Genomic DNA, 19,843 nt, shown 5'->3' on the forward strand with positions numbered 1-19,843 from the left:
AACAAACGCAGTAAACGGGATACCTGTAGATGCCATTGTTCTTTGTGCACTGCTTTTATAAATAGTTGCCTGATGACTACTCTATCACGGGTTGTTATTTTACCTATAGGAAAGGTTATGTCTTCACGTTTTTCTTTTTCACCATTGTTAATTGGCGTTGCATTGTTGGCAGGTATTGTCGTGTATTTGAACCTACCTGAAGACATTGTTGAGCAACAAGGTGGCCAGCGTGCTACTCCCGTCAAAACTGCCTTCGCTAGTATTGAAGCACTGCCTATCACAATCGAGTCGCTTGGGACCGCGGTTGCTAATGAATCGGTAAACATTACGGCGCAAGTGACTGAAACCATTTCGAGTATCAATTTTGAAGATGGCGATAAGGTAAAGGAAGGTGAGCTGTTAGTTCAGTTAAATAACGCTGAAGAGCGCGCTCGCGTTGAAGAGCTCAAGGCAAATATTGACGAAGCTAAACGTCAGTTCGCCCGTATTTCAGACTTGCGCCAAACAAACGCCACGTCAGAGCAATTGCTCGACGAGCAAAACGCTCGGGTAAAAGCACTCGAAGCGCAGTTAGATATTGCCAAGGCGCAGCTAAGCGACCTGCAAGTTCGCGCGCCGTTTACCGGCCTATTAGGCAATAGAATGATCAGTAAAGGCTCATTGGTCCAGCCAGGGAGCACCATTACCACACTCGATGATATTAGCGTGGTGAAAGTCGATTTTAGTGTGGCAGAGACTCACCTTGCCAGCGTTGCTGCAGGACAGCGGTTAACCGCCTCTTCCATTGCCTATCCTGGGGTAGAATTTGAGGGTGTTGTCAGTAATGTAGATACTCGATTAGACCCGGTTATTCGCGCCATCAACGTTCGCGCAACGATAAAAAACAAAGACAATCGGTTGCGCCCAGGAATGCTGCTTACTGTCACGGTAGAAAAACGTGTCCTCAATACTCTTGTCCTTCCTGAAAAAGCCCTCGTGCCTGTACAAGATAAACAATTCGTTTACGTGGTGCGAAATGATGTAGCGCATCAAACCGAGGTGAGCATTGGAGAGAGAAGACCTGGCGTAGTACAAATTATAGAAGGTATTAATGAAGGTGACGAAGTGATTACCGAAGGTACATTGCAGGTACGTGATGAATCCCCCGTTAATGTTCTGAATCGATAAGGGAGCGCAGCACTATGTTATTGTCTGACGTCTCTGTTAAACGCCCAGTATTTGCAACCGTTATCAACCTGCTACTGGTTATTTTCGGTGTGGTTGCCATTTCCATGCTGTCGCTAAGGGAATACCCCGATATTGACCCGCCTATTGTATCGGTGAATACCACTTATGCCGGTGCATCGGCCAACATCGTTGAAACGCGCATAACCCAGCTGTTAGAAGACAGAATTTCCGGCATCGAAGGCATTAAGAACGTGACTTCAACGTCTAGAAACGGCAGGTCTGACATTACTATTGAGTTTAAACTCACCCGAGATATTGATGCCGCTGCCAACGATGTGCGAGAGCGGGTCAGTCGGGCATTAAATAATTTGCCAGATCAAGCCGATCCTCCCGAAGTATCGAAAGCAAACTCAGATGAAAGTGCCGTAGTGTGGTACAACTTGCGAAGCACCAATCTCAATACAATGGAGCTTACGGACTACGCCGAGCGCTTTCTCGTCGACCGACTCTCTATTGTTGATGGCGTTGCAAGAGTTCAGATAGGTGGCGGTCGTCGCTATGCCATGAAGGTGTTCTTAGACAGAACGGCAATGTCTGCCCGAGGCATTACCGTAGCCGACGTAGAACAAGTCATTCGGGCGGAAAATGTGGAGCTGCCGGCGGGTGAGGTAGAATCGGTAGACAGAGACTTTGAAGTGCGAGTCGCACGCACATTCTTGACACCAGAAGATTTTGCAGCATTAACCGTAGCAGTGGGCGAAAATGGGTATTTAGTTCGGTTAGGCGAAATCGCCAACGTAGAATTAACCGCAGAAGACGATGAAACTGAGTTTCGTGGCGACGGTGTTAATATGATTGGGCTTGGTATTATCAAGCAGTCGAAATCTAACACATTGGAAGTAGCTAGAGCCGCAAAAGCACAAATAGCGAAAATAGAAGCTTCACTGCCAGATAACATTTTTATTGTACCTAGCTACGATTCTTCGGTGTTTATTGAAGCCTCTATTGATGAAGTGTACGAAACCCTTGGCATTGCTATGCTTATGGTTGTCATCGTGATTTATCTCTTTCTTGGCAATATTCGCGCAACCTTAATTCCCGCGGTTACCGTGCCGGTCTCGCTTATTGCCGCCTTTGTGGTGATGTACGCACTTGGATTTTCAATCAACCTGCTTACCTTATTAGCAATGGTGTTAGCGATAGGCTTAGTGGTCGATGATGCCATTGTTGTTCTCGAGAATATTTATCGCAGAATTGAAATGGGCGAGCCGCCCATTTTGGCTTCTTATCGAGGTGCAAAAGAAGTAGGGTTTGCAGTCATTGCTACCACACTCGTGCTTATTTCAGTATTTGTTCCGCTGGTATTCTTAGAAGGGAATATTGGCCGCTTGTTTACTGAATTTGCATTGGCTATCGCCGCTGCCGTAGCGTTCTCTAGCTTTACCGCTCTTACGCTAACGCCAATGATGGCCTCTAAAATTCTGAAAAAGCGAGAGCGTGCCTCTGGCTTTGGAAGCTGGATGGACTCGCGCTTTTCTGCGCTTGAAAATCGTTACTTTTCGAGTTTAGGCAAAACCCTGCATCAGCCCATTCTCATGGTGTTGCTGCTGGTATTTGCCGTTATCGCTATTATTCAATTTTCAGAAAAAGTGCCCAGCGAGTTTGTGCCCAAAGAAGACAGGGGTAATTTCTTTATTCTGATGAATGCACAAGAAGGTGCGAGTTTTAAGAGTAACGCCGACAATCTTAAACAGATTGAAGATATCCTTATGCCTTACCGCGAGAATGGGAAAATTAATCGCCTTTTGGTGAGAACGCCTGGGTTTGGTGGTAACGCCGGAATTGCGATTGTGGGCTCTGCTGATTGGGATGTAAGAGATTTTAGCACCTTTGAGCTTATGGATGAGCTAAGCGAAAAGCTCACTGCAGTGCCTGATGTAAGAGCGTTTTCCATTATGCGAAGCGGTGTGTCCGGCGGAGGATTTGGGCGTCCTGTACAGTTTGTGTTAAAAGGCGACACTTATGAAAACCTAGTGGCGTGGCGTGATATCGTGCTTGAGAAGGCAGCTGAAAACTCGGGGCTTATCCGATTAGATTCAGATTATAAAGAGACGTCGCCTCAGCTTTTAGTGAATATCAATCGCGACAGGGCGGCCGATTTAGGGGTATCCATCAGTGATATTGGTGGAACGCTTGAGGTAATGCTGGGACAGCGCAGAGTGTCGACTTTCCTCGATAGGGGAGAAGAGTACGATGTTATTTTAGAGGGTATCGAAGATGACTTTAGAAGCCCAAATAACATTGAAAACCTGTACGTTCGCTCAGCAAGAACCGGAGAACTCATCCCCATGGATAACCTGCTTACTTTTGAAGAGCAGGCAACATCTTCGCAATTAAATCGCTACAATAGAATGCGGGCAGTGACAATTTCAGCAAACCTAGCCGAGGGCTATACACTTGGTCAGGCGCTGACATACCTAGAAGATATTGTTCGTACTGAGTTGCCTGACAACGTTTCGATAGATTACAAAGGTGAGTCACAGCTTTATCAGGAAGCTGGCAGCTCGTTTATCTATGTGTTTATGCTTGCACTGGCGATTACCTATCTCATCCTAGCGGCACAGTTTGAGAGCTGGGTTCATCCGCTCGTTATCATGCTAACGGTACCTTTAGCACTCGTTGGTGCTTATATCGGGCTGTTTTTCTCAGGTATGACAATAAACATTTACAGTCAGATTGGTCTAGTCATGCTAATAGGTCTTGCTGCGAAAAATGGTATTCTCATTGTGGAGTTTGCCAATCAGCTTCGCGACAGTGGTATGGAGTTTGAAGAAGCGCTAAAGCGGGCAGCCACACAACGATTACGCCCCATTGTGATGACCGGATTTACAACCGTATTCAGCGCGCTGCCCTTAGTTATTGCCACTGGGCCAGGTGCCGAAAGTCGTATGGTAATCGGCATGGTGATATTCTCAGGTGTATTGGTCTCAGCCTTTATGACGCTATATGTAGTACCAACGGCGTACAGTTGGCTTGCTAGGAATACGGATTCTCCGCTCAAACGAACGCAGGAGATTGACAAGCTCGACAGCGATATTCCATATAAAAAGGGCGACGTTTAATTGAATTCATGTGAGTGTGAACGGGTCCAGCATGGACTTGTTCGCACAACTTTCACCTAATCAAGGCTTTGTGGTTCATTCGATTAGGTATGTCAATTTATACGTTGATATTGGTTTTGATGCGTTTGAACTTCTATATGTATATTTTAAGGTTCTGTTTTTTAACGCAAAAGTTACTTCTTCTTTATTTTTTACACCATTTTCTAATACTGATCGTACCTCTACCACCTTTTCTTAGTCCTTAGTCTAGTTGCCAAATATCTCCTTCTCTTTACACTGCGCGTCATCACAGTTTATCAGGCCTATATTACTAATTTTTAGCTATTAAAAATTAACAACTTAATTGGCGCTACAGGTATTTGTGACCAATACTTAAGCGAAGATTAAATTACGACTGAATAGTCGGTTTTTTCGCACCAAATTTGAACTGAGTTACAAATCAGACGCTGGCTGATTTCGACAGATACGGTGAACGACACCGTGAATTAGTTAAGAGGATATCTTATGAAAAAATGGATTCTTGCAGCAGCTTTATGCTGCAACATGGCATTTGCTGATGTAGCGGTTGTTGTGCACCCAAGTAATAACGATTCGCTTGATAAAGCAACGATCACGCGTTTGTTCCTGAACAAAGCCAAGGCGTTTCCAAACGGAACTCAGGCTGAACCTGTGGCGCTTGATGAGGGTCAGGCTGCAACCGACGAATTTAACGGTAAAGTGCTCAATAAAACAGCGTCTCAATTAACGGCCTTTTGGTCAAAGCTCGTATTTACAGGCAAAGGTCAGCCGCCAAAAGCTTTTGGCACTGATGCAGAGGTGATTGCAGAGGTAGCATCCAATCCTGGAGCTATTGGATTTGTAGACGCAGGTGCCGTGAACGACAGTGTTCGCGTAGTAGCAACGTTTTAATTTTACCGTATTACACTGAATTAAAGGAACAAGTATGAAAATGAAACTTGCTATCTTATCAATGGCTAGTCTTGTGGCCGCACCAACAATCGCTGAAGTTCAAATTAATGGATTCGCAAACCTTATTGGCGGAATGACACTGGACGACAACGAATCGGTTTACGATTACGACAGTGATTTTAGTTTCGACCCAGCAAGTGTGTTTGGTCTCCAAGTGCGCGGTGAAATTAGCGATAAGCTGTCCGCAACTGCGCAGGTTGTTGGACGTGGTAGAGACGACTACAACGCTGACTTTGAGTGGGCCTACATGACATACAACGTGTCTAATACGACAAGTATTAGCGCAGGCCGAATTCGTATGCCACTATTTAAATACTCTGCATCTCTAGATGTTGGTTATTCTTATCACTGGTTAACGCCACCAGATTCGGTATACGGTATCGACTTCAACAACATTGATGGTGTGAGAGTTGATTATTCTAATTACTCTGGCGATTGGGAATACGGTGCTCAGTTCACTACAGGGCGTGCTCAAGCGGACACCACCATTTCTGGAACACCAGCAGCTTTAACGTTAGACAATGTTTTGGCAGTATCGTTTGAAGCGACAAGAGATTGGTTTAGTGCGCGTACTTTGCTAGCACGCGGCAGCACAAGCGCAGAAAACCCAGAGTTTGATGGTTTTGTTGACGGTGCCGCTCAATTCGGTGCAGTTGTTCCTGGCGCATCGGCATTAGCGTCTGGCTTACGAGTTGAAAAAGACACCGGGACCTTCTTTGAAGTTGCCGTTGGTATAGATAAATACGATTGGTTTGTGGGTGCCGAATATACACAAACAGAAGTAGATGGTTCTGTGATAGCTGACAATAAAGCATGGTACGTGACTGCGGGTTTACGCTTTGGTAAGTTCACCCCTCATATTACCTATGAGGTTGAAGAAGCGGACAATGGCGCGCAACTTGGTTTAGTGGCAGCGCTCCCTTCAACCATTGCTACTGGTGACGCTGTAACGGATGCCACGTGGTCTGGTATTTATCAAGCGGCTACCGGCATTGCTGCACTGCAAGACCTTGACGTGTCTGCGGTAACTGCTGGTCTTCGTTATGACGTTGAGCCGGGGCTGGCGCTAAAGGCTGACGTAACGTGGTACAGCGATGACCTTAACGACTTAAACGACGCGACGTTGCTCAAAGTCGGCGTAAACTATACGTTCTAAAACGCTAACAAGGCTCGGCGTGAGTACTAAAAGAGTACGTAGAGCGCCGAGCTTTAACTATTTGTTAAAGTTTTCGTTAATCTTGTAGATATACTACAGTAATAGTGTCTTGTCAGGTGTTCCTGGGCAGTAGTTGGACGATAATAAAAATAGTGAGATAGCAGATGAGTTTTCTTAAAAAAATGCCAATAGCGACGAAAATTTTCCTGATCCCAGGAATTGCTGTTTTAAGTTTCGTTATTTACCTTCTAATCACTGTCTATACTGCGTTAAACAATGGCGCTATTTTAGAAAAAGTCCAAACAGTGCAGTTTCCAGCACTTCAGCTCTCTGCCACCACGCTTGTTGAAATGCAAAAAGTACGAGACACACTATCTAGTGCGGTTACTACAGGTGATCAAGATACTCTTGTTGCAGCTCAAAACTTGGCAAAAGAAGCAAAAGGCGGAATGAATCAAATTGCTGGTATTAGCCCTGATTTTCGTTCAGACATGACTAAAATTTTATACGGCTTTGACGACTATTTTAAAGTTGCCTTTGATGTTTCCCAATCAATGGTGGATGGTACTGCCGATTTTAGTCGTTTGGGGGAGTTATCAAGCCGAATGAATACGTCCTATGATGGCGTAATAGCCGCAATGACTCGGTTTCGAGACGACCAGCAAGATGCCTTTGAAAAAGCGTTCGAAAATACCGACTCGGCAAATACGTCGCTCATTAGCACGGGCGTGATTTTAGCGATCGTGGTTTCCATTTTGTTATTCGCTACTGCAATACCCATTGTTCGAGGCATAAAGCAAAGCATTGACGATGTGGTTCGCTCACTAAAAGATATTGCACAAGAAAATGGTGATTTAACTGTTCGCATTGACACTAAAAGTGAAGATGAAATTGGTGAATTAGTCCATTGGTTCAACCAATTTATGGAGAAGCTGCAGGGCGTTGTAAGGGATGTTGTTGAAGCTAGCCTTCCACTCTCAAACTTAGCGCAAAACCTTCGAGGTGTGACTGAGGAGACACAGCGAACCATTGATGTACAGCAACGTTCAGCGACTAATGCAAAACAAGCCGTCGATACGATGAGCGGCTCTGTAGACGATGTAGCGCGAAGTGCAGCGCAAGCAGCAAACGATGCTAACGAGGCAACAAACGCAGCGAGTGAAGGTCGTCAAATTGTTCAGCAAACGGTAACCAGTATCCAGCAACTTGCGAACAACGTGCGAGAAACTGCTGATGTAATAGGTCGTTTAGAGTCTGATTCGAATAAGGTCGGGTCTGTTTTAGACGTTATTAAAGGGATTGCAGAGCAGACAAATTTACTTGCACTCAATGCAGCGATTGAGGCTGCGCGAGCAGGCGAGCAAGGGCGTGGGTTTGCGGTGGTTGCTGATGAAGTGAGGACATTGGCTTCACGTACTCAGCAATCAACAGAAGAAATACAAAACACGATTGAGCAGCTTCAGAGTGCAGCTCAATCTGCGGTACAAGTAATGGCGAAGGGCACTGAGCAAGCTTCTAACAGCGTGGAAACGGCGAATCGAGCTGGTATTAGCCTAGAGACAATTACTAGTACGATTGGCCGCATAAATAATATGAACGAGCAAATCGCGCACAATACCGAGGATCAGCGCACTGTTGCTGTTGATATCGTCCGTCATGTAGACGAGATTCACCAACGGACCGAACAAACAGCCACTCGCTCTGGGGAGCTAGGAAGCATGTGTAACGAGCTTGCTAATTTAGCGCAGCATTTAGAATCTATCGCTAAACAGTTCCGCGTGTAACGATACCGTCAGATTATTCAATCTTAAAAAACCTCCGTTTGGAGGTTTTTTCTTTTCTATTTTTCGCTTATTAAACGCTAAAGTCGTTAATTCCCATCTCTGACTTTTCCGTTCATTTCTTCGAAAGTTTTTATCGTCTTTCTCAAAATTTTCAATAAGCATTTTGCTTGGACTTTTTCTCTAGAAATTAAGTCACCAATTATCCCATCCTATGAAATAAACTAAGACTAGCTATTATATGAGCTATGGAGGATGCACTTATTAGCTGCAGTAATACAGTGACTGAATATGAACGCAGGCAAAAAAAATCCCCGGCTGCTGCCAGGGATTTTATTTTTTCTTACTCATCTTGCCTAAATACGCATTAAATTGAGGTTTCTAGTTACGTCGATCTAATACTTGGGCTAATAGAGCTACTCGTCTAAAAAGCTGCGAAGCTGCTCAGAGCGGCTAGGGTGGCGAAGCTTGCGTAATGCTTTAGCCTCAATTTGACGAATACGCTCACGAGTAACGTCAAACTGCTTGCCCACTTCTTCAAGCGTGTGGTCAGTATTCATATCAATACCAAAACGCATCCGTAAAACCTTAGCTTCACGGGCTGTAAGACCAGCTAATACTTCTTGTGTAGCACCTTTCAAGCTTCCGCCAGTTGCTGAGTCCAGAGGCTGGACAATGGTGCTATCTTCAATGAAGTCACCAAGATGTGAATCTTCATCATCACCAATTGGCGTCTCCATAGAGATCGGTTCTTTTGCTATCTTAAGCACCTTACGAATTTTATCTTCCGGCATTAGCATGCGTTCAGATAACTCCTCTGGCGTTGGCTCTCTGCCCATCTCTTGAAGCATCTGGCGAGAGATACGGTTTAACTTGTTGATCGTTTCAATCATGTGCACAGGAATACGGATTGTTCTGGCTTGGTCTGCGATTGAACGCGTGATAGCCTGGCGGATCCACCACGTTGCATATGTTGAAAACTTATAACCACGACGGTATTCAAATTTATCAACTGCCTTCATAAGGCCTATGTTACCTTCTTGAATAAGGTCAAGGAACTGAAGACCGCGGTTGGTATACTTCTTAGCAATTGAGATAACAAGACGAAGGTTAGCTTCCACCATTTCCTTCTTCGCACGGCGAGCTTTCGCCTCACCGATAGACATACGACGGTTAATGTCTTTAATGTCAGCGATAACCAAGCCAGTCTCTTGTTCAACTTGATTCATCTTACTTATACAGCGTTCTACTTCTTCTTGGTTCACAGCAAGTTCGTCGGCGTAAGGAGCGCCAGATTTAACTGCAGCAAAAAGCCACGCTGTTGACGTTTCATTTCCCGCAAACGCCTTAATAAAGTCTTTCTTTGGCATTTTTGCGTTAACTACGCAAAACTTCATCACAAGACGTTCTTGAATACGAACTTTATCCATCATGTTACGCATGTTTTTCACCATGCGATCGAACTGCTTAGGAACAAGTCTGAATTCTTTGAAAACGTCGCTCAGTGCGTTGATCTGCTTACGCGCTTCTGCATGCGAACGACCTTTTTTCTCAATCACATCACGCGTCTTGATGTACTGAGTACGAAGTTCGTCAAAACGCGCTCTGGCCAACTCAGGGTCGACACCAGTGTCTTCTTCTTCCTCATCTTCGTCATCGCTGTCATCGTCTTCGTCTTCTAACTCTTCTTCTGAAAGGTCAGAACCGATGTGCGTCGCCGTTGGAGCAAGGTCTTGATCGTCATCAGGGTCAACAAAGCCAGAGATAATATCGCTTAAGCGAATCTCTTCTGCTTCATAGAGGTCCCATTGATCAAGTAAATACGTGATTGCTTCTGGGTATTCTGCAACAGAACACTGAACTTGGTTTATGCCATCTTCAATACGTTTGGCTATTTCAATTTCGCCTTCACGAGTTAGCAGTTCTACTGTTCCCATCTCACGCATGTACATGCGGACAGGGTCTGTAGTACGGCCAATCTCACTTTCTACGGTTGCAAGTGCTTGAGCTGCAGCTTCTGCTGCATCTTCGTCTGCATTTGCTTCTTGCATGAGAAGTTCATCTGCATCAGGAGCTGATTCAGACACTTGAATTCCCATGTCGTTAATCATGCGGATAATGTCTTCAATTTGATCTGAATCGACAATATCTTGCGGCAGGTGGTCGTTAACTTCTGCAAAGGTTAAGTAACCTTGCTCTTTACCTTTTGCAATCAGGAGCTTAATCTGAGACTGCTTGCTTTGCGCCATATAACCTACACTTCTCACATTCAATTAGTTTGCAATAGAAAAGACCACATACGCTGACGTATGTTCGGTCTTATCTGCTGGAGTACTGGTGTTCGTATTAATGCCGTTTATGCCCAATGCGACGCCTATTTGTGCGATGCGCATCCGCCCGAGTTTGGTTTTGCTCGTGTTATCGGCTATGTATTGTTTACTTATATTGCTGTTTTTTCGTTCACAAGCTAGTTAGGCGTTGCATCATCTATATACATTGCGACTGTACACAGCGAATTGGTCAGTATAACAGAAAAACCAGTGATTTTACCAGATTACTGGCTGATTTTTTAAACAGCCACCATTCGAAATTACAGACCACTAATTATTCTGGCGTTCTTTCATTAACAGCGTTAACTCTTCTTTCTCTGCTCTACTGAGGGATTGAATCCGAGAGCGCGACAATAGGGTTTCTATGCGGCTTTCAAGATGAGCATCAAGTAGACGGGTAAAGCTGTCATTATAAACACGCTCTGCGTCTTCATCTTTGACTAAATGCTCTTGCAACAGTAACTTTGCGATAGTAATAGAGTGGGGATGGTCACGGAAGTTTTCAACTAGCTGGCTTGTTTTAGCGTCTGGATTAGCCAAACAAAATGCATGTACATCGCGTAGTAAATCCATACCAGCTGCTGGGCTACCGTTAAAAATGTCAATTTGCACATCGTCGCAAATAGCAGCCAGCCTTGGTGAATCTAAAAGTAGACGAATAAGCATGCGAAGGGGAGATAACTTAGGTTTATTTACCTGAGTTAGGTTTGGTGAATAAGCTTTTTTGCTCCCTTGGTTGGCTTTTGAGATGTCCTGTTGCAGCTTAAAGCGGTCAAACTCACCAGTGTGCTTAGCAAGTTCTTCAAGCAACATATTTTTCTGATCGACACCTAATGTTGACTCGATAAGAGGCATCGCGGCTTTCTTAAGGGCTATTTTGCCTTCAGGTGTGCCCACATTATGACTTTTAAGAAGGTTTTCAAAAAAGAAACGTGACAAAGGTACAGCGTCGTTCAGCAACGCTAAGAAGGCATCTTTGCCCACTTGACGCACCATGGTATCTGGATCTTCTCCGTCGGGTAAAAATAAAAATGACAAACGAACGCCGTCTTTTAATGCGGGAAGCGCATTTTCTAACGCTCTCCATGCCGCTTCACGACCTGCGCGGTCACCGTCATAACAGCATACAATATGCGATGTTGCGCGAACCAGCATTTGGATATGCTCTAAGGTAGTGGCGGTGCCTAGGGCTGCGGTGGCGATATTAATATCAAACTGACTTAACGCCACCACGTCCATGTAGCCTTCTACGACGACCACTGTATCTAGCTGTCTGTTTTGTTGGCGTGCAGAGTAAAAGCCAAATAGCTCGTTACCTTTGTGGAAAATTCGCGTTTCAGGCGAGTTAAGGTATTTAGGGCCATCGCCTTCCAGAACTCGCCCCCCAAAGCCCACTACACGTCCTCTTTTGTCTCGAATGGGAAACATAATGCGGTCGCGGAAAAAGTCATAGGTTCGACCCTGGTCATTTTTATTGACCAACCTCAAATCAATAAGCTGCTTTATTTGTTGAGGACTTTTTCCAAATGTATCAAGCAATGCGCTCCAGCCATCCGGCGCATAGCCAATTTCCCACTGCTTGACAATGTCGCCACTCAAACCTCGATTTTTAAGATAATCGATGGCTTTCTTGCTGTTTCCGTTTTGACGTAATTGGTGCTGAAAAAAGCGCGCAACCTGCTCCATTAAACTGTAGTCGTCTTGAAGTTGCTGTTTCTTTTCCTCACTCATAGCCGGCCGACTGCCCTTTTCACGGGGAACTTCTAGGCCGTGATATCTTGCAAGATCTTCAATGGCTTCAACAAACTCAAGGCGGTCGAATTCCATAATAAACGAAATGGCGTTGCCGTGGGCGCCACATCCAAAACAATGATAGAACTGCTTATCTTGGCTGACTGTAAAAGAGGGCGACTTCTCGTTATGAAAAGGGCAACAAGCCTGATAATTTTTACCTGCTTTTTTTAATTTAACTCTGCTATCGACCACTTCAACCACATCGGTGCGAGAAAGGAGATCATCAATAAAGTCGCGGGGTATTTTTCCAGCCATGAGGATTTCGTATAGATAAAACGACAGTTACTTTAACAGGGATAGCGAAAAATGAGAATGTATTACCGCACCCAAGTTTATTGGTTGCGGTAATGGGTAAACGTTAGCACACTTTACTGATGGTTTTCGAATCAGTGATTATTGCGCTTGCATCCTTACGCATTTAAGCGGGCTTTAATTTTTGCACTCAGTGCGCCCATATCAGTACGACCTTGTACCTTAGGTTTTAAGGCGCCCATGACTTTCCCCATATCTTGCATACCTGATGCGCCAGTTGAGGCCATGGTGTCGTCAATTAACGCATTGAGTTCTTCGTCAGTCAGTGGCTGAGGCAAGAAGTGTTCAATATAGGTAATTTCTTCCCGTTCCTTGCTTGCTAGGTCATCGCGGTTCGCTGCATCAAACTGTGCCGCGGCGTCTTGACGCTGTTTCACCATTTTCGTAAGTACCGCTAAGATCGCAGAATCATCTAATGTGATTTGCTCGTCGATTTCTTTTTGTTTAATCGCGGCAAGAGCCATTCGTATAGTACCTAAGCGCAGTTTTTCTTTTGCACGCATTGCATCTTTTTGGGCAGATTTTAAATCATCAATTAATGCCATGATAGTTTCCGTATTTTTTGTGTAGTCGTCGTTAGTGAGTATGTTCTATTGGGTAATAGGATAATCAATAGAATGATAAATGGAAGGGTTAAAAATGAAAGGACTATTAATGATGTTAGCGTTAGGTGAAACCGCGCCGCGCCGCGTCACCATAAAAAGCGCACAGTTAACAAGCGTACACATATAGGTATTGATGCTGCTTTTGCTAACGACTAATCCTGATAAGGAATGTGTCGATTTTAAAGAAGAACAGAAGAAGGATAAAAGAGATGGGTTAAATGAAAAAGTATCACCAAAAAAAGCACCTGTAGCATGCGAATCAATAAAGCAGATACAAAAAAAGGCCAACTAAGACCTTTTTGATACTTCAAAAACACGAAAGGTGCTGCAATGGCAACACCTTTCTGACTCGTAATTAAACCCTGGTTTAGTAGAGTTTTACGCGACGTGCGTTTTCACGAGCTAGCTTCTTAAGATGACGCTTTTTAGCGGCAGCTTTCTTGCGCTTGCGTTCCCACGTAGGTTTTTCGAAGAATTCACGACGACGAACTTCAGATAGAACACCTGCTTTTTCACAAGAACGCTTAAAACGACGCAGCGCCACATCAAACGGCTCGTTTTCTCTAACTTTAACGATAGGCATTTAAACACTCACCTCAAAACTTTACTGTGTATATCCGGGTAAAATTGTGCGCTAAAAAGGCCACCCGGGTTAAAAATGGTGCGAAATTCTAATCATTTCTACAGAGAAAGTAAAGGATGAATTGCTAAAAAATAGTCAATATCGTGCATTTACTCCTTTGCTAGCATTCCATGAATGCAGGTTTACAGGTAAACTCTGCGCCTACGGAATATAAGCTTCCCATTTTCAAGCCCCTAATGCTGCCTTTTTAGAGCGTGTCTGGATTTTGAATTTCGGGTTAGAAAGATAATCACGGGTGGATCATAAAGATGATTGCCACAGATCGCTAGTAAAATTATGGATTTTTGTTGTAAAAAGGTGAGCGCTTAATGCGAATTTTAGGAATTGAGACGTCGTGCGACGAAACCGGCATCGCGGTATATGATGACGGGATGGGCTTATTATCTCATGAGTTATATAGCCAAGTTAAACTCCATGCCGACTATGGTGGAGTCGTTCCTGAGTTGGCATCTCGCGATCATGTTCGCAAGATTATTCCCCTTATTGAAAAAGCGCTGACTGACGCGAACACAACACCTAAAGAGATTGATGGCGTTGCCTTTACACAGGGCCCCGGTCTCATTGGTGCACTGCTTGTGGGTTCATCTGTTGGGCGATCCCTAGCTTATGCGTGGAATGTGCCGGCCGTTGGTGTGCACCACATGGAAGGTCATTTACTCGCACCGATGTTAGAAGAAAATGCGCCGTCCTTCCCCTTTGTCGCGTTACTGGTTTCTGGTGGCCACTCAATGCTTGTCAAAGTGAAAGGTATTGGTCAATACGAAGTCCTTGGAGAGTCGGTAGATGACGCAGCAGGTGAAGCGTTTGATAAAACCGCGAAACTGCTCGGCTTAGATTACCCAGGAGGTCCATTGCTTGCCAAATTAGCGGAAAAGGGTGAACCTGGCCATTATAAATTCCCAAGACCAATGACCGACAAGCCGGGGCTAGATTTTAGCTTTAGTGGCCTGAAAACTTTTGCCGCAAACACTATTCGGGCATCCGACGGAAGCGACCAAGTTAAAGCCAACATAGCGTTTGCATTTCAAGAAGCAGTGGTGGACACGCTTATGATCAAATGCAAGCGGGCGCTGAAACAAACAGGCATGAGAAGACTGGTTATTGCAGGCGGAGTAAGCGCCAATCATATGCTGCGGCAAAAAATGACGGTGTTGATGGATGAGCTACACGGCGAGGTGTATTACCCCAGCCTTGCCTACTGTACCGATAATGGTGCGATGATTGCCTACGCCGGTATGCAGAGATTAAAAGCTAACGAGGTTCTCGACTTAAGTTCTCAGGCGAAACCCCGCTGGCCACTAGATAGTCTCAGTGCAGTATAGAGGCAGGATTAGACGAACGTGTTTAACAGTAAGCGCTTAGCGTGTTGAAGTAGACCTCACTATTGGCCTTCCAAGTGATAATGATAAGGAATAAGAAAATGTCTAAATTAATTGCTACTGTGTTAATCACATGGTGGCTGCTGGCACTTGCACATACGGCCAGTGCTAACGATGCAGCGGCGCAGCAAAGTCAGCATGTTGTCTTAGTTTCTCTCGATGGTTTCAGACACGATTACATTGAGTTACACGGCGCGACTCATCTAGCTCGCATAGCCAAAGAGGGTGTGCGTGCATCAAGCATGACGCCGGTTTATCCGGCAAATACGTTTCCTAATCATTTATCGTTGATAACAGGGTTATTACCTAAACACCATGGCATTGTGAATAATCGTTTTTTTGATAAATCGAGACCATCGAAAGACGGTTTTGCTCAGTACAGCATGGGCAAGGGAAAAGTTGACAGTACGTGGATTACTGCCACGCCGCTGTGGAATTTAGTGGAGTTAAACGGGCTAAAAGCGGCAACCTTTTTCTGGCCAGAATCCGATGCGCGGATTGGCGGTGCTACTCCTACCTACTATTTTCCCTATTCAAAATATACAAGCTATCAACAGCGAATAGATCAGATGGTTCAGTGGTTAAGTCTGCCTGAAGTATCTCGGCCGCGCTTTATCACGGGCTATTTTTCGCTTACTGATACAGTAGGTCATGACGAAGGGCCTTATTCGCCCTTAACCAAAGATGCAGTTGTGGAAGTGGACGCCCTTGTGGGTGAGTTGTATGACAGAATTCAGGCATTAGACATAAACGTTAATGTAGTGATTGTATCTGACCACGGTATGACTCCGGTAGACAGCAAAAAGGCAATTGATGTGTCGGCACTGTCTATCCCAGATACATTCTCGGTAGAGAACGAGGGTGCACAAGTTCATATTTACGCCCCTAAAGACGCGAGTGAAGAAGTGATATTGCAAGAGACAAACCGCTTATCTGCTATCTCTAATGAGCGGTACAAGGGACAGTTCGTTGTGCTTAGCGATGCTCAGCGAGCAATACGTCAATTTGAAAAGGGGAGTAGAACGGGAGACATCCTGTTAGAGGTGGCACCCCCAGCGCGTTTTATTGATGATGCAACAGGACATATCAGCAAAGGCGGTCATGGTTACCTCAATACGCTGCCTGATATGGGCGCCACTTTTATTGCTGCAGGCCCTGCTTTCAAAAAAGGGGTTACGCTGCCGGTGTTCAGTAACTTAGAGGTTTATCCTGCCCTTGCTAAAATAATGGGTATAGCGCCGTTCACGCCCATAGATGGCAAACTTGATGTACTCAATCAAGGGCTAGTGCACTCACTTTGAAACATAAGCACTGAAACACTAACATTGAAACATTAGCGCTGAAACATTAACACTGGGGGTAAGTTATTCTTTGATCGACCCTTTATCCCACACTTTACTCTCAGAGCCGCTAAAAAGCCGTACAATGTTGTCTTTATGCCTAATAATAATGAGTATGGATAACATGGCCACTGGAATTGTATAGAGCGGTTTTACCAGCCAAGTAAAAAGGGGCGCTAGGCTTACAGCAACAAGCGCGCCCAATGAAGAATAGCCGGTGATAAAGACCACAAGCACCCAGCTCACAATGAGAAGCCCTGCCAAGTCTAAACCTATTGGCAACATGGCACCAAAAGCGGTCGCCACCGCCTTTCCGCCTTTAAAACCAAAGTACAGTGGGAAAATGTGACCAAGGCATGCGGCTATTGCAATTAGCCCTAACAGCACAGGTTCAATATTTAAAAAGTAACTGCCATAAACAGGTATCGTTCCCTTTAAGATGTCCATGACTAAAACTAGCAGGGCTGGTACACGTCCACCGAGCCGGTATACATTCGTGGCGCCTGGATTTTTGGAGCCAGCAGTTCTTGGGTCTGGAAGATGAAATATTCGGCTAATGAGTACCGCACTCGACAGCGAACCAAAAAGATACGCAACGGCAACCATTAATATTGTTAAAGAGATCATTAGTTTGTTCTAGTACTCATTGGCATTTTACTTCCCTTACGTGTTGGCTATTACAACGCTAATAAATTTAAGATTGTAAGTTGCGACCCCCATTATTGAAAATAAGGTTACACTTGATAACGGTTAGTCTCACTTAACGGTTTTGTCTTCCTTAAAATTGTAAACCTGAGTTGCTCACTGTTGCCATAGGGCGGTATAGTTGTTCATCATCTACTGCGGTAGGCGTTGCGTCAGCATAACGCTACTTCATCCAAATACGATATACCACCTTTGAGCAAGATTTATATTGTTCAATTCGCAGTAGTAAGACCAGTAAACACAAAAAGTTGAAAAAATTCATGGGTAAAATATACATAACTGGATTGACGGTAAATACGTTAATTGGGGTTTACGATTGGGAGCGCACACAGCAAACCGCGCTGCTTTTAGACGTAACCCTATCCGCCGACCTAAAGGCAGCCATGCAAAGCGATGATGTAAACGACACCATTGATTATGCAAAAGTAGCCGAGTGTATCGTTGAAGTTGGTCGGCGCAGTGAGTTTGAACTGTTAGAAGCCTTTGGTAACGCCGTAATGACATCAGTGCTAGACGCTTTTGCGGTGTCCGCTATTACCGTTAAAATTGTAAAGCCGAATATTTTACCCAATGCGCAAACGGTGGCCGTCGAGCTTTGTCGAGAGCGAAGTTAATGTCACAACACACGATTTTGATCAGTGTAGGCTCTAATATTGAGCGTGAGCACTATACTCGACAGTCAGTTATTGCGTTAAAAACGCACTTTCAAGACGTCTCGCTATCTTCAGTGTATGAAAGTGAAGCGGTAGGGTTTAGCGGCAGTCCATTCTATAACTTAGTGGCAAAAGCACATACCTCACTGAGTATTGAGGAAGTATGTGAAATCTTGAAAGGCATTGAGCGGGAGAATGGGCGCGTTCACACAGATAAAAAGTTTTGTGCTCGCACACTGGATTTAGATCTTCTTACCTATGGTGACACCGTGACTCATTCACCGGTTGTATTACCAAGAGAAGAGATCTGTCACAATGCCTTTGTATTATGGCCACTGGCAGAGCTGGTACCTCATAGTATTCATCCTGAAACACAACAAACCTATGCCCACATGTGGGCGTCTTTCGATAAGCAGAAGCAGCGACTTTGGCCTGTTGACTTTACTTGGAGCTAAACAAGGGAATGACACTTTTTGAAATTATAATATTGGCTATTATCCAAGGGGTAACGGAGTTTTTACCCATTAGTAGCTCGGGGCATTTACTGTTACCGGCGGAGCTTTTTGGCTGGGTAAGCCAAGGTTTGGCCTTCGATGTCGCGGTTCATGTGGGCAGCTTGTTAGCCGTCATGATTTATTTTCGCCAAGAAATTATGCAGATGACGGTTGCATGGTGTACGCAAGGGTTCAGTAAGCAGCAGTCCACCGACAGCAAGTTGGCGTGGTACGTTATTATTGCGACCATTCCTGCGGTTATTGTGGGTTTTCTTATGAAGGGCTGGATTGAAGACAACGCTCGTACGGCAGTGGTTATTGCCGCAACAACCATCATTTTTGGCCTAGTATTGTGGTACGCCGATGCGACCGCCAAGCGCAAGCACGAGCTAGATACACTGAACATCAAACAAGCTATATTCATTGGTTTGGCACAAGTGTTGGCGTTAATACCCGGCACATCTCGTTCGGGAATAACCATGACTGCAGGACTGATGCTTGGCTTAAAGCGTGAAGCATGTGCCCGCTTTTCATTTTTATTGTCCATTCCAGTGATTCTCGGTGCGGGTTTGTTGGCAACCTACGATTTGATTAAAGCCAATGAAGCTGTGGACTGGCAAGCATTAATGTACGGGGCTATGTTCTCTTTTGTGAGTGCTTATCTCTGTATTTACTTATTCTTAAGCTGGATTGCGCGTATAGGTATGCTTCCTTTCGTGATATACCGACTCGCGCTAGGTGCAATACTATTATGGTTTGTTTTTACGTAGACCGCGTTTAGCGGGAACACTTTTATTAGTAACCATAATCAGTCTATGCCGTGTTTTATCCAGAAAGAACAGTTAGAGACCCAGCTAAAAATAACTAAATGGCAGACATGAAAGGTTGCGTTGCGCCAGATAGGCATAATGCCGTAAAGCACAGTAAATTGAAGTATGAATAAAAGGAGCAATAAGTATGTCGGACACTATTTTTACCAAAATTATCAATAAAGACATCCCCGCGGACATTCTTTACGAAGATGACATGGCCTTAGCGTTTAAGGATATTAACCCCCAAGCTCCAGTTCATTTTCTTGTTATTCCTAAAAAGCCCATTGCCACAGTCAACGATATCACTGCTGACGACAGGGAAGTAGTGGGTCATTTATCGGTAGTGGCGGCAAAGGTAGCCAGCGATTTAGGCGTTGCCGAGCAAGGCTTTAGAACCGTCATGAACTGCAATGAGTTTGGTGGTCAAACGGTTTACCATATTCACCTGCATGTGCTGGCTGGGAAACCGTTAGGATGGCCTCCGTATACAGAAGATATGAAAAAGCACGTTGAATAGCGCACATTCTAGAAAGCGGCAGTTTGGCCTAACCATTGCTGACTAACGTTAGTTAATTACCGTC

The 19,843-nt window shown here is 44.7% G+C and carries 16 protein-coding genes; 11 read left to right on the plus strand and 5 right to left on the minus strand.

What is annotated here, in order from left to right:
• Window positions 1-117 precede the first annotated feature (117 nt).
• The 5 genes from ACOJR9_RS03365 to ACOJR9_RS03385 all read left to right on the plus strand — a co-directional run bounded on the left by ACOJR9_RS03365 (window position 118) and on the right by ACOJR9_RS03385 (window position 8,198).
• The gene (locus ACOJR9_RS03365; protein WP_420934981.1) at window positions 118-1,167 is read left to right on the plus strand and encodes an efflux RND transporter periplasmic adaptor subunit; all 1,050 of its coding nucleotides are present in this window, start codon (window positions 118-120) and stop codon (window positions 1,165-1,167) included.
• A 14-nt stretch (window positions 1,168-1,181) separates the two neighbouring features.
• The gene (locus ACOJR9_RS03370; RefSeq protein ID WP_420934982.1) at window positions 1,182-4,289 is read left to right on the plus strand and encodes an efflux RND transporter permease subunit; all 3,108 of its coding nucleotides are present in this window, start codon (window positions 1,182-1,184) and stop codon (window positions 4,287-4,289) included.
• Between the two features lie 504 nt (window positions 4,290-4,793).
• Window positions 4,794-5,198, plus strand: a complete 405-nt coding sequence (locus ACOJR9_RS03375) for a phosphate ABC transporter substrate-binding protein (protein ID WP_420934983.1) — start codon at window positions 4,794-4,796, stop codon at window positions 5,196-5,198.
• Between the two features lie 34 nt (window positions 5,199-5,232).
• On the plus strand, window positions 5,233-6,414 hold the full coding sequence (locus ACOJR9_RS03380) for a topoisomerase IV (protein ID WP_420934984.1): 1,182 nt from the start codon (window positions 5,233-5,235) through the stop codon (window positions 6,412-6,414).
• Window positions 6,415-6,578: 164 nt separating this feature from the next.
• Window positions 6,579-8,198 (plus strand): methyl-accepting chemotaxis protein, encoded by a 1,620-nt coding sequence (locus ACOJR9_RS03385; protein ID WP_420934985.1) that lies wholly within the window; start codon window positions 6,579-6,581, stop codon window positions 8,196-8,198.
• 413 nt (window positions 8,199-8,611) lie between these two features.
• On the opposite strand, the gene rpoD is transcribed toward ACOJR9_RS03385, so the two are convergent.
• From rpoD to rpsU, 4 genes are all read right to left on the minus strand, one after another.
• On the minus strand, window positions 8,612-10,444 hold the full coding sequence (rpoD, locus tag ACOJR9_RS03390) for an RNA polymerase sigma factor RpoD (RefSeq protein WP_420934986.1): 1,833 nt from the start codon (window positions 10,442-10,444) through the stop codon (window positions 8,612-8,614).
• Window positions 10,445-10,795: 351 nt separating this feature from the next.
• Entirely contained in the window at window positions 10,796-12,574 is a 1,779-nt protein-coding gene (gene dnaG, locus ACOJR9_RS03395; protein ID WP_420934987.1) for a DNA primase, read from the minus strand.
• Between the two features lie 155 nt (window positions 12,575-12,729).
• A complete protein-coding gene (locus tag ACOJR9_RS03400; RefSeq protein ID WP_420934988.1) occupies window positions 12,730-13,176 on the minus strand; it encodes a GatB/YqeY domain-containing protein in 447 nt (148 codons plus the stop codon).
• Between the two features lie 427 nt (window positions 13,177-13,603).
• Window positions 13,604-13,819: a 30S ribosomal protein S21 gene (gene rpsU, locus ACOJR9_RS03405; RefSeq protein ID WP_012517258.1), complete on the minus strand. Its 216-nt coding sequence runs from the start codon at window positions 13,817-13,819 to the stop codon at window positions 13,604-13,606.
• Between the two features lie 368 nt (window positions 13,820-14,187).
• On the opposite strand from rpsU, the gene tsaD reads away from it, so the two are divergent.
• Window positions 14,188-15,201: a tRNA (adenosine(37)-N6)-threonylcarbamoyltransferase complex transferase subunit TsaD gene (gene tsaD / locus ACOJR9_RS03410; RefSeq protein ID WP_420934989.1), complete on the plus strand. Its 1,014-nt coding sequence runs from the start codon at window positions 14,188-14,190 to the stop codon at window positions 15,199-15,201.
• Window positions 15,202-15,299: 98 nt separating this feature from the next.
• A complete protein-coding gene (locus tag ACOJR9_RS03415; RefSeq protein WP_420934990.1) occupies window positions 15,300-16,559 on the plus strand; it encodes an ectonucleotide pyrophosphatase/phosphodiesterase in 1,260 nt (419 codons plus the stop codon).
• 63 nt (window positions 16,560-16,622) lie between these two features.
• On the opposite strand, the gene plsY is transcribed toward ACOJR9_RS03415, so the two are convergent.
• Complete coding sequence (gene plsY / locus ACOJR9_RS03420) at window positions 16,623-17,225, minus strand: glycerol-3-phosphate 1-O-acyltransferase PlsY (protein ID WP_420934991.1); 603 nt, start codon at window positions 17,223-17,225, stop codon at window positions 16,623-16,625.
• Between the two features lie 338 nt (window positions 17,226-17,563).
• Between plsY and folB the strand changes: the two genes are divergently transcribed.
• The 4 genes from folB to ACOJR9_RS03440 all read left to right on the plus strand — a co-directional run bounded on the left by folB (window position 17,564) and on the right by ACOJR9_RS03440 (window position 19,779).
• On the plus strand, window positions 17,564-17,917 hold the full coding sequence (folB, locus tag ACOJR9_RS03425) for a dihydroneopterin aldolase (protein ID WP_420934992.1): 354 nt from the start codon (window positions 17,564-17,566) through the stop codon (window positions 17,915-17,917).
• Window positions 17,917-18,411, plus strand: a complete 495-nt coding sequence (folK, locus tag ACOJR9_RS03430; RefSeq protein ID WP_420934993.1) for a 2-amino-4-hydroxy-6-hydroxymethyldihydropteridine diphosphokinase — start codon at window positions 17,917-17,919, stop codon at window positions 18,409-18,411. Before folB ends, folK begins: the two co-directional genes overlap by 1 nt.
• Window positions 18,412-18,419: 8 nt before the next feature.
• Window positions 18,420-19,220: an undecaprenyl-diphosphate phosphatase gene (locus ACOJR9_RS03435; RefSeq protein ID WP_420934994.1), complete on the plus strand. Its 801-nt coding sequence runs from the start codon at window positions 18,420-18,422 to the stop codon at window positions 19,218-19,220.
• 187 nt (window positions 19,221-19,407) lie between these two features.
• Window positions 19,408-19,779, plus strand: a complete 372-nt coding sequence (locus tag ACOJR9_RS03440) for a histidine triad nucleotide-binding protein (RefSeq protein WP_420934995.1) — start codon at window positions 19,408-19,410, stop codon at window positions 19,777-19,779.
• Window positions 19,780-19,843: the final 64 nt, after the last annotated feature.

The organism is Alteromonas ulvae (genome assembly GCF_048987005.1).
Classification (GTDB): Bacteria; Pseudomonadota; Gammaproteobacteria; order Enterobacterales; family Alteromonadaceae; genus Alteromonas.

What these genes read in the sequence shown, in the direction of transcription:
- ACOJR9_RS03365 (WP_420934981.1), top strand. Translation starts at nt 118, where the DNA reads ATGTCTTCACGTTTTTCTTTTTCACCATTGTTAATTGGCGTTGCATTG.
- ACOJR9_RS03370 (WP_420934982.1), top strand. Translation starts at nt 1,182, where the DNA reads ATGTTATTGTCTGACGTCTCTGTTAAACGCCCAGTATTTGCAACCGTT.
- ACOJR9_RS03375 (WP_420934983.1), top strand. Translation starts at nt 4,794, where the DNA reads ATGAAAAAATGGATTCTTGCAGCAGCTTTATGCTGCAACATGGCATTT.
- ACOJR9_RS03380 (WP_420934984.1), top strand. Translation starts at nt 5,233, where the DNA reads ATGAAAATGAAACTTGCTATCTTATCAATGGCTAGTCTTGTGGCCGCA.
- ACOJR9_RS03385 (WP_420934985.1), top strand. Translation starts at nt 6,579, where the DNA reads ATGAGTTTTCTTAAAAAAATGCCAATAGCGACGAAAATTTTCCTGATC.
- rpoD (WP_420934986.1), bottom strand. Translation starts at nt 10,444, where the DNA reads ATGGCGCAAAGCAAGCAGTCTCAGATTAAGCTCCTGATTGCAAAAGGT.
- dnaG (WP_420934987.1), bottom strand. Translation starts at nt 12,574, where the DNA reads ATGGCTGGAAAAATACCCCGCGACTTTATTGATGATCTCCTTTCTCGC.
- ACOJR9_RS03400 (WP_420934988.1), bottom strand. Translation starts at nt 13,176, where the DNA reads ATGGCATTAATTGATGATTTAAAATCTGCCCAAAAAGATGCAATGCGT.
- rpsU (WP_012517258.1), bottom strand. Translation starts at nt 13,819, where the DNA reads ATGCCTATCGTTAAAGTTAGAGAAAACGAGCCGTTTGATGTGGCGCTG.
- tsaD (WP_420934989.1), top strand. Translation starts at nt 14,188, where the DNA reads ATGCGAATTTTAGGAATTGAGACGTCGTGCGACGAAACCGGCATCGCG.
- ACOJR9_RS03415 (WP_420934990.1), top strand. Translation starts at nt 15,300, where the DNA reads ATGTCTAAATTAATTGCTACTGTGTTAATCACATGGTGGCTGCTGGCA.
- plsY (WP_420934991.1), bottom strand. Translation starts at nt 17,225, where the DNA reads ATGATCTCTTTAACAATATTAATGGTTGCCGTTGCGTATCTTTTTGGT.
- folB (WP_420934992.1), top strand. Translation starts at nt 17,564, where the DNA reads ATGGGTAAAATATACATAACTGGATTGACGGTAAATACGTTAATTGGG.
- folK (WP_420934993.1), top strand. Translation starts at nt 17,917, where the DNA reads ATGTCACAACACACGATTTTGATCAGTGTAGGCTCTAATATTGAGCGT.
- ACOJR9_RS03435 (WP_420934994.1), top strand. Translation starts at nt 18,420, where the DNA reads ATGACACTTTTTGAAATTATAATATTGGCTATTATCCAAGGGGTAACG.
- ACOJR9_RS03440 (WP_420934995.1), top strand. Translation starts at nt 19,408, where the DNA reads ATGTCGGACACTATTTTTACCAAAATTATCAATAAAGACATCCCCGCG.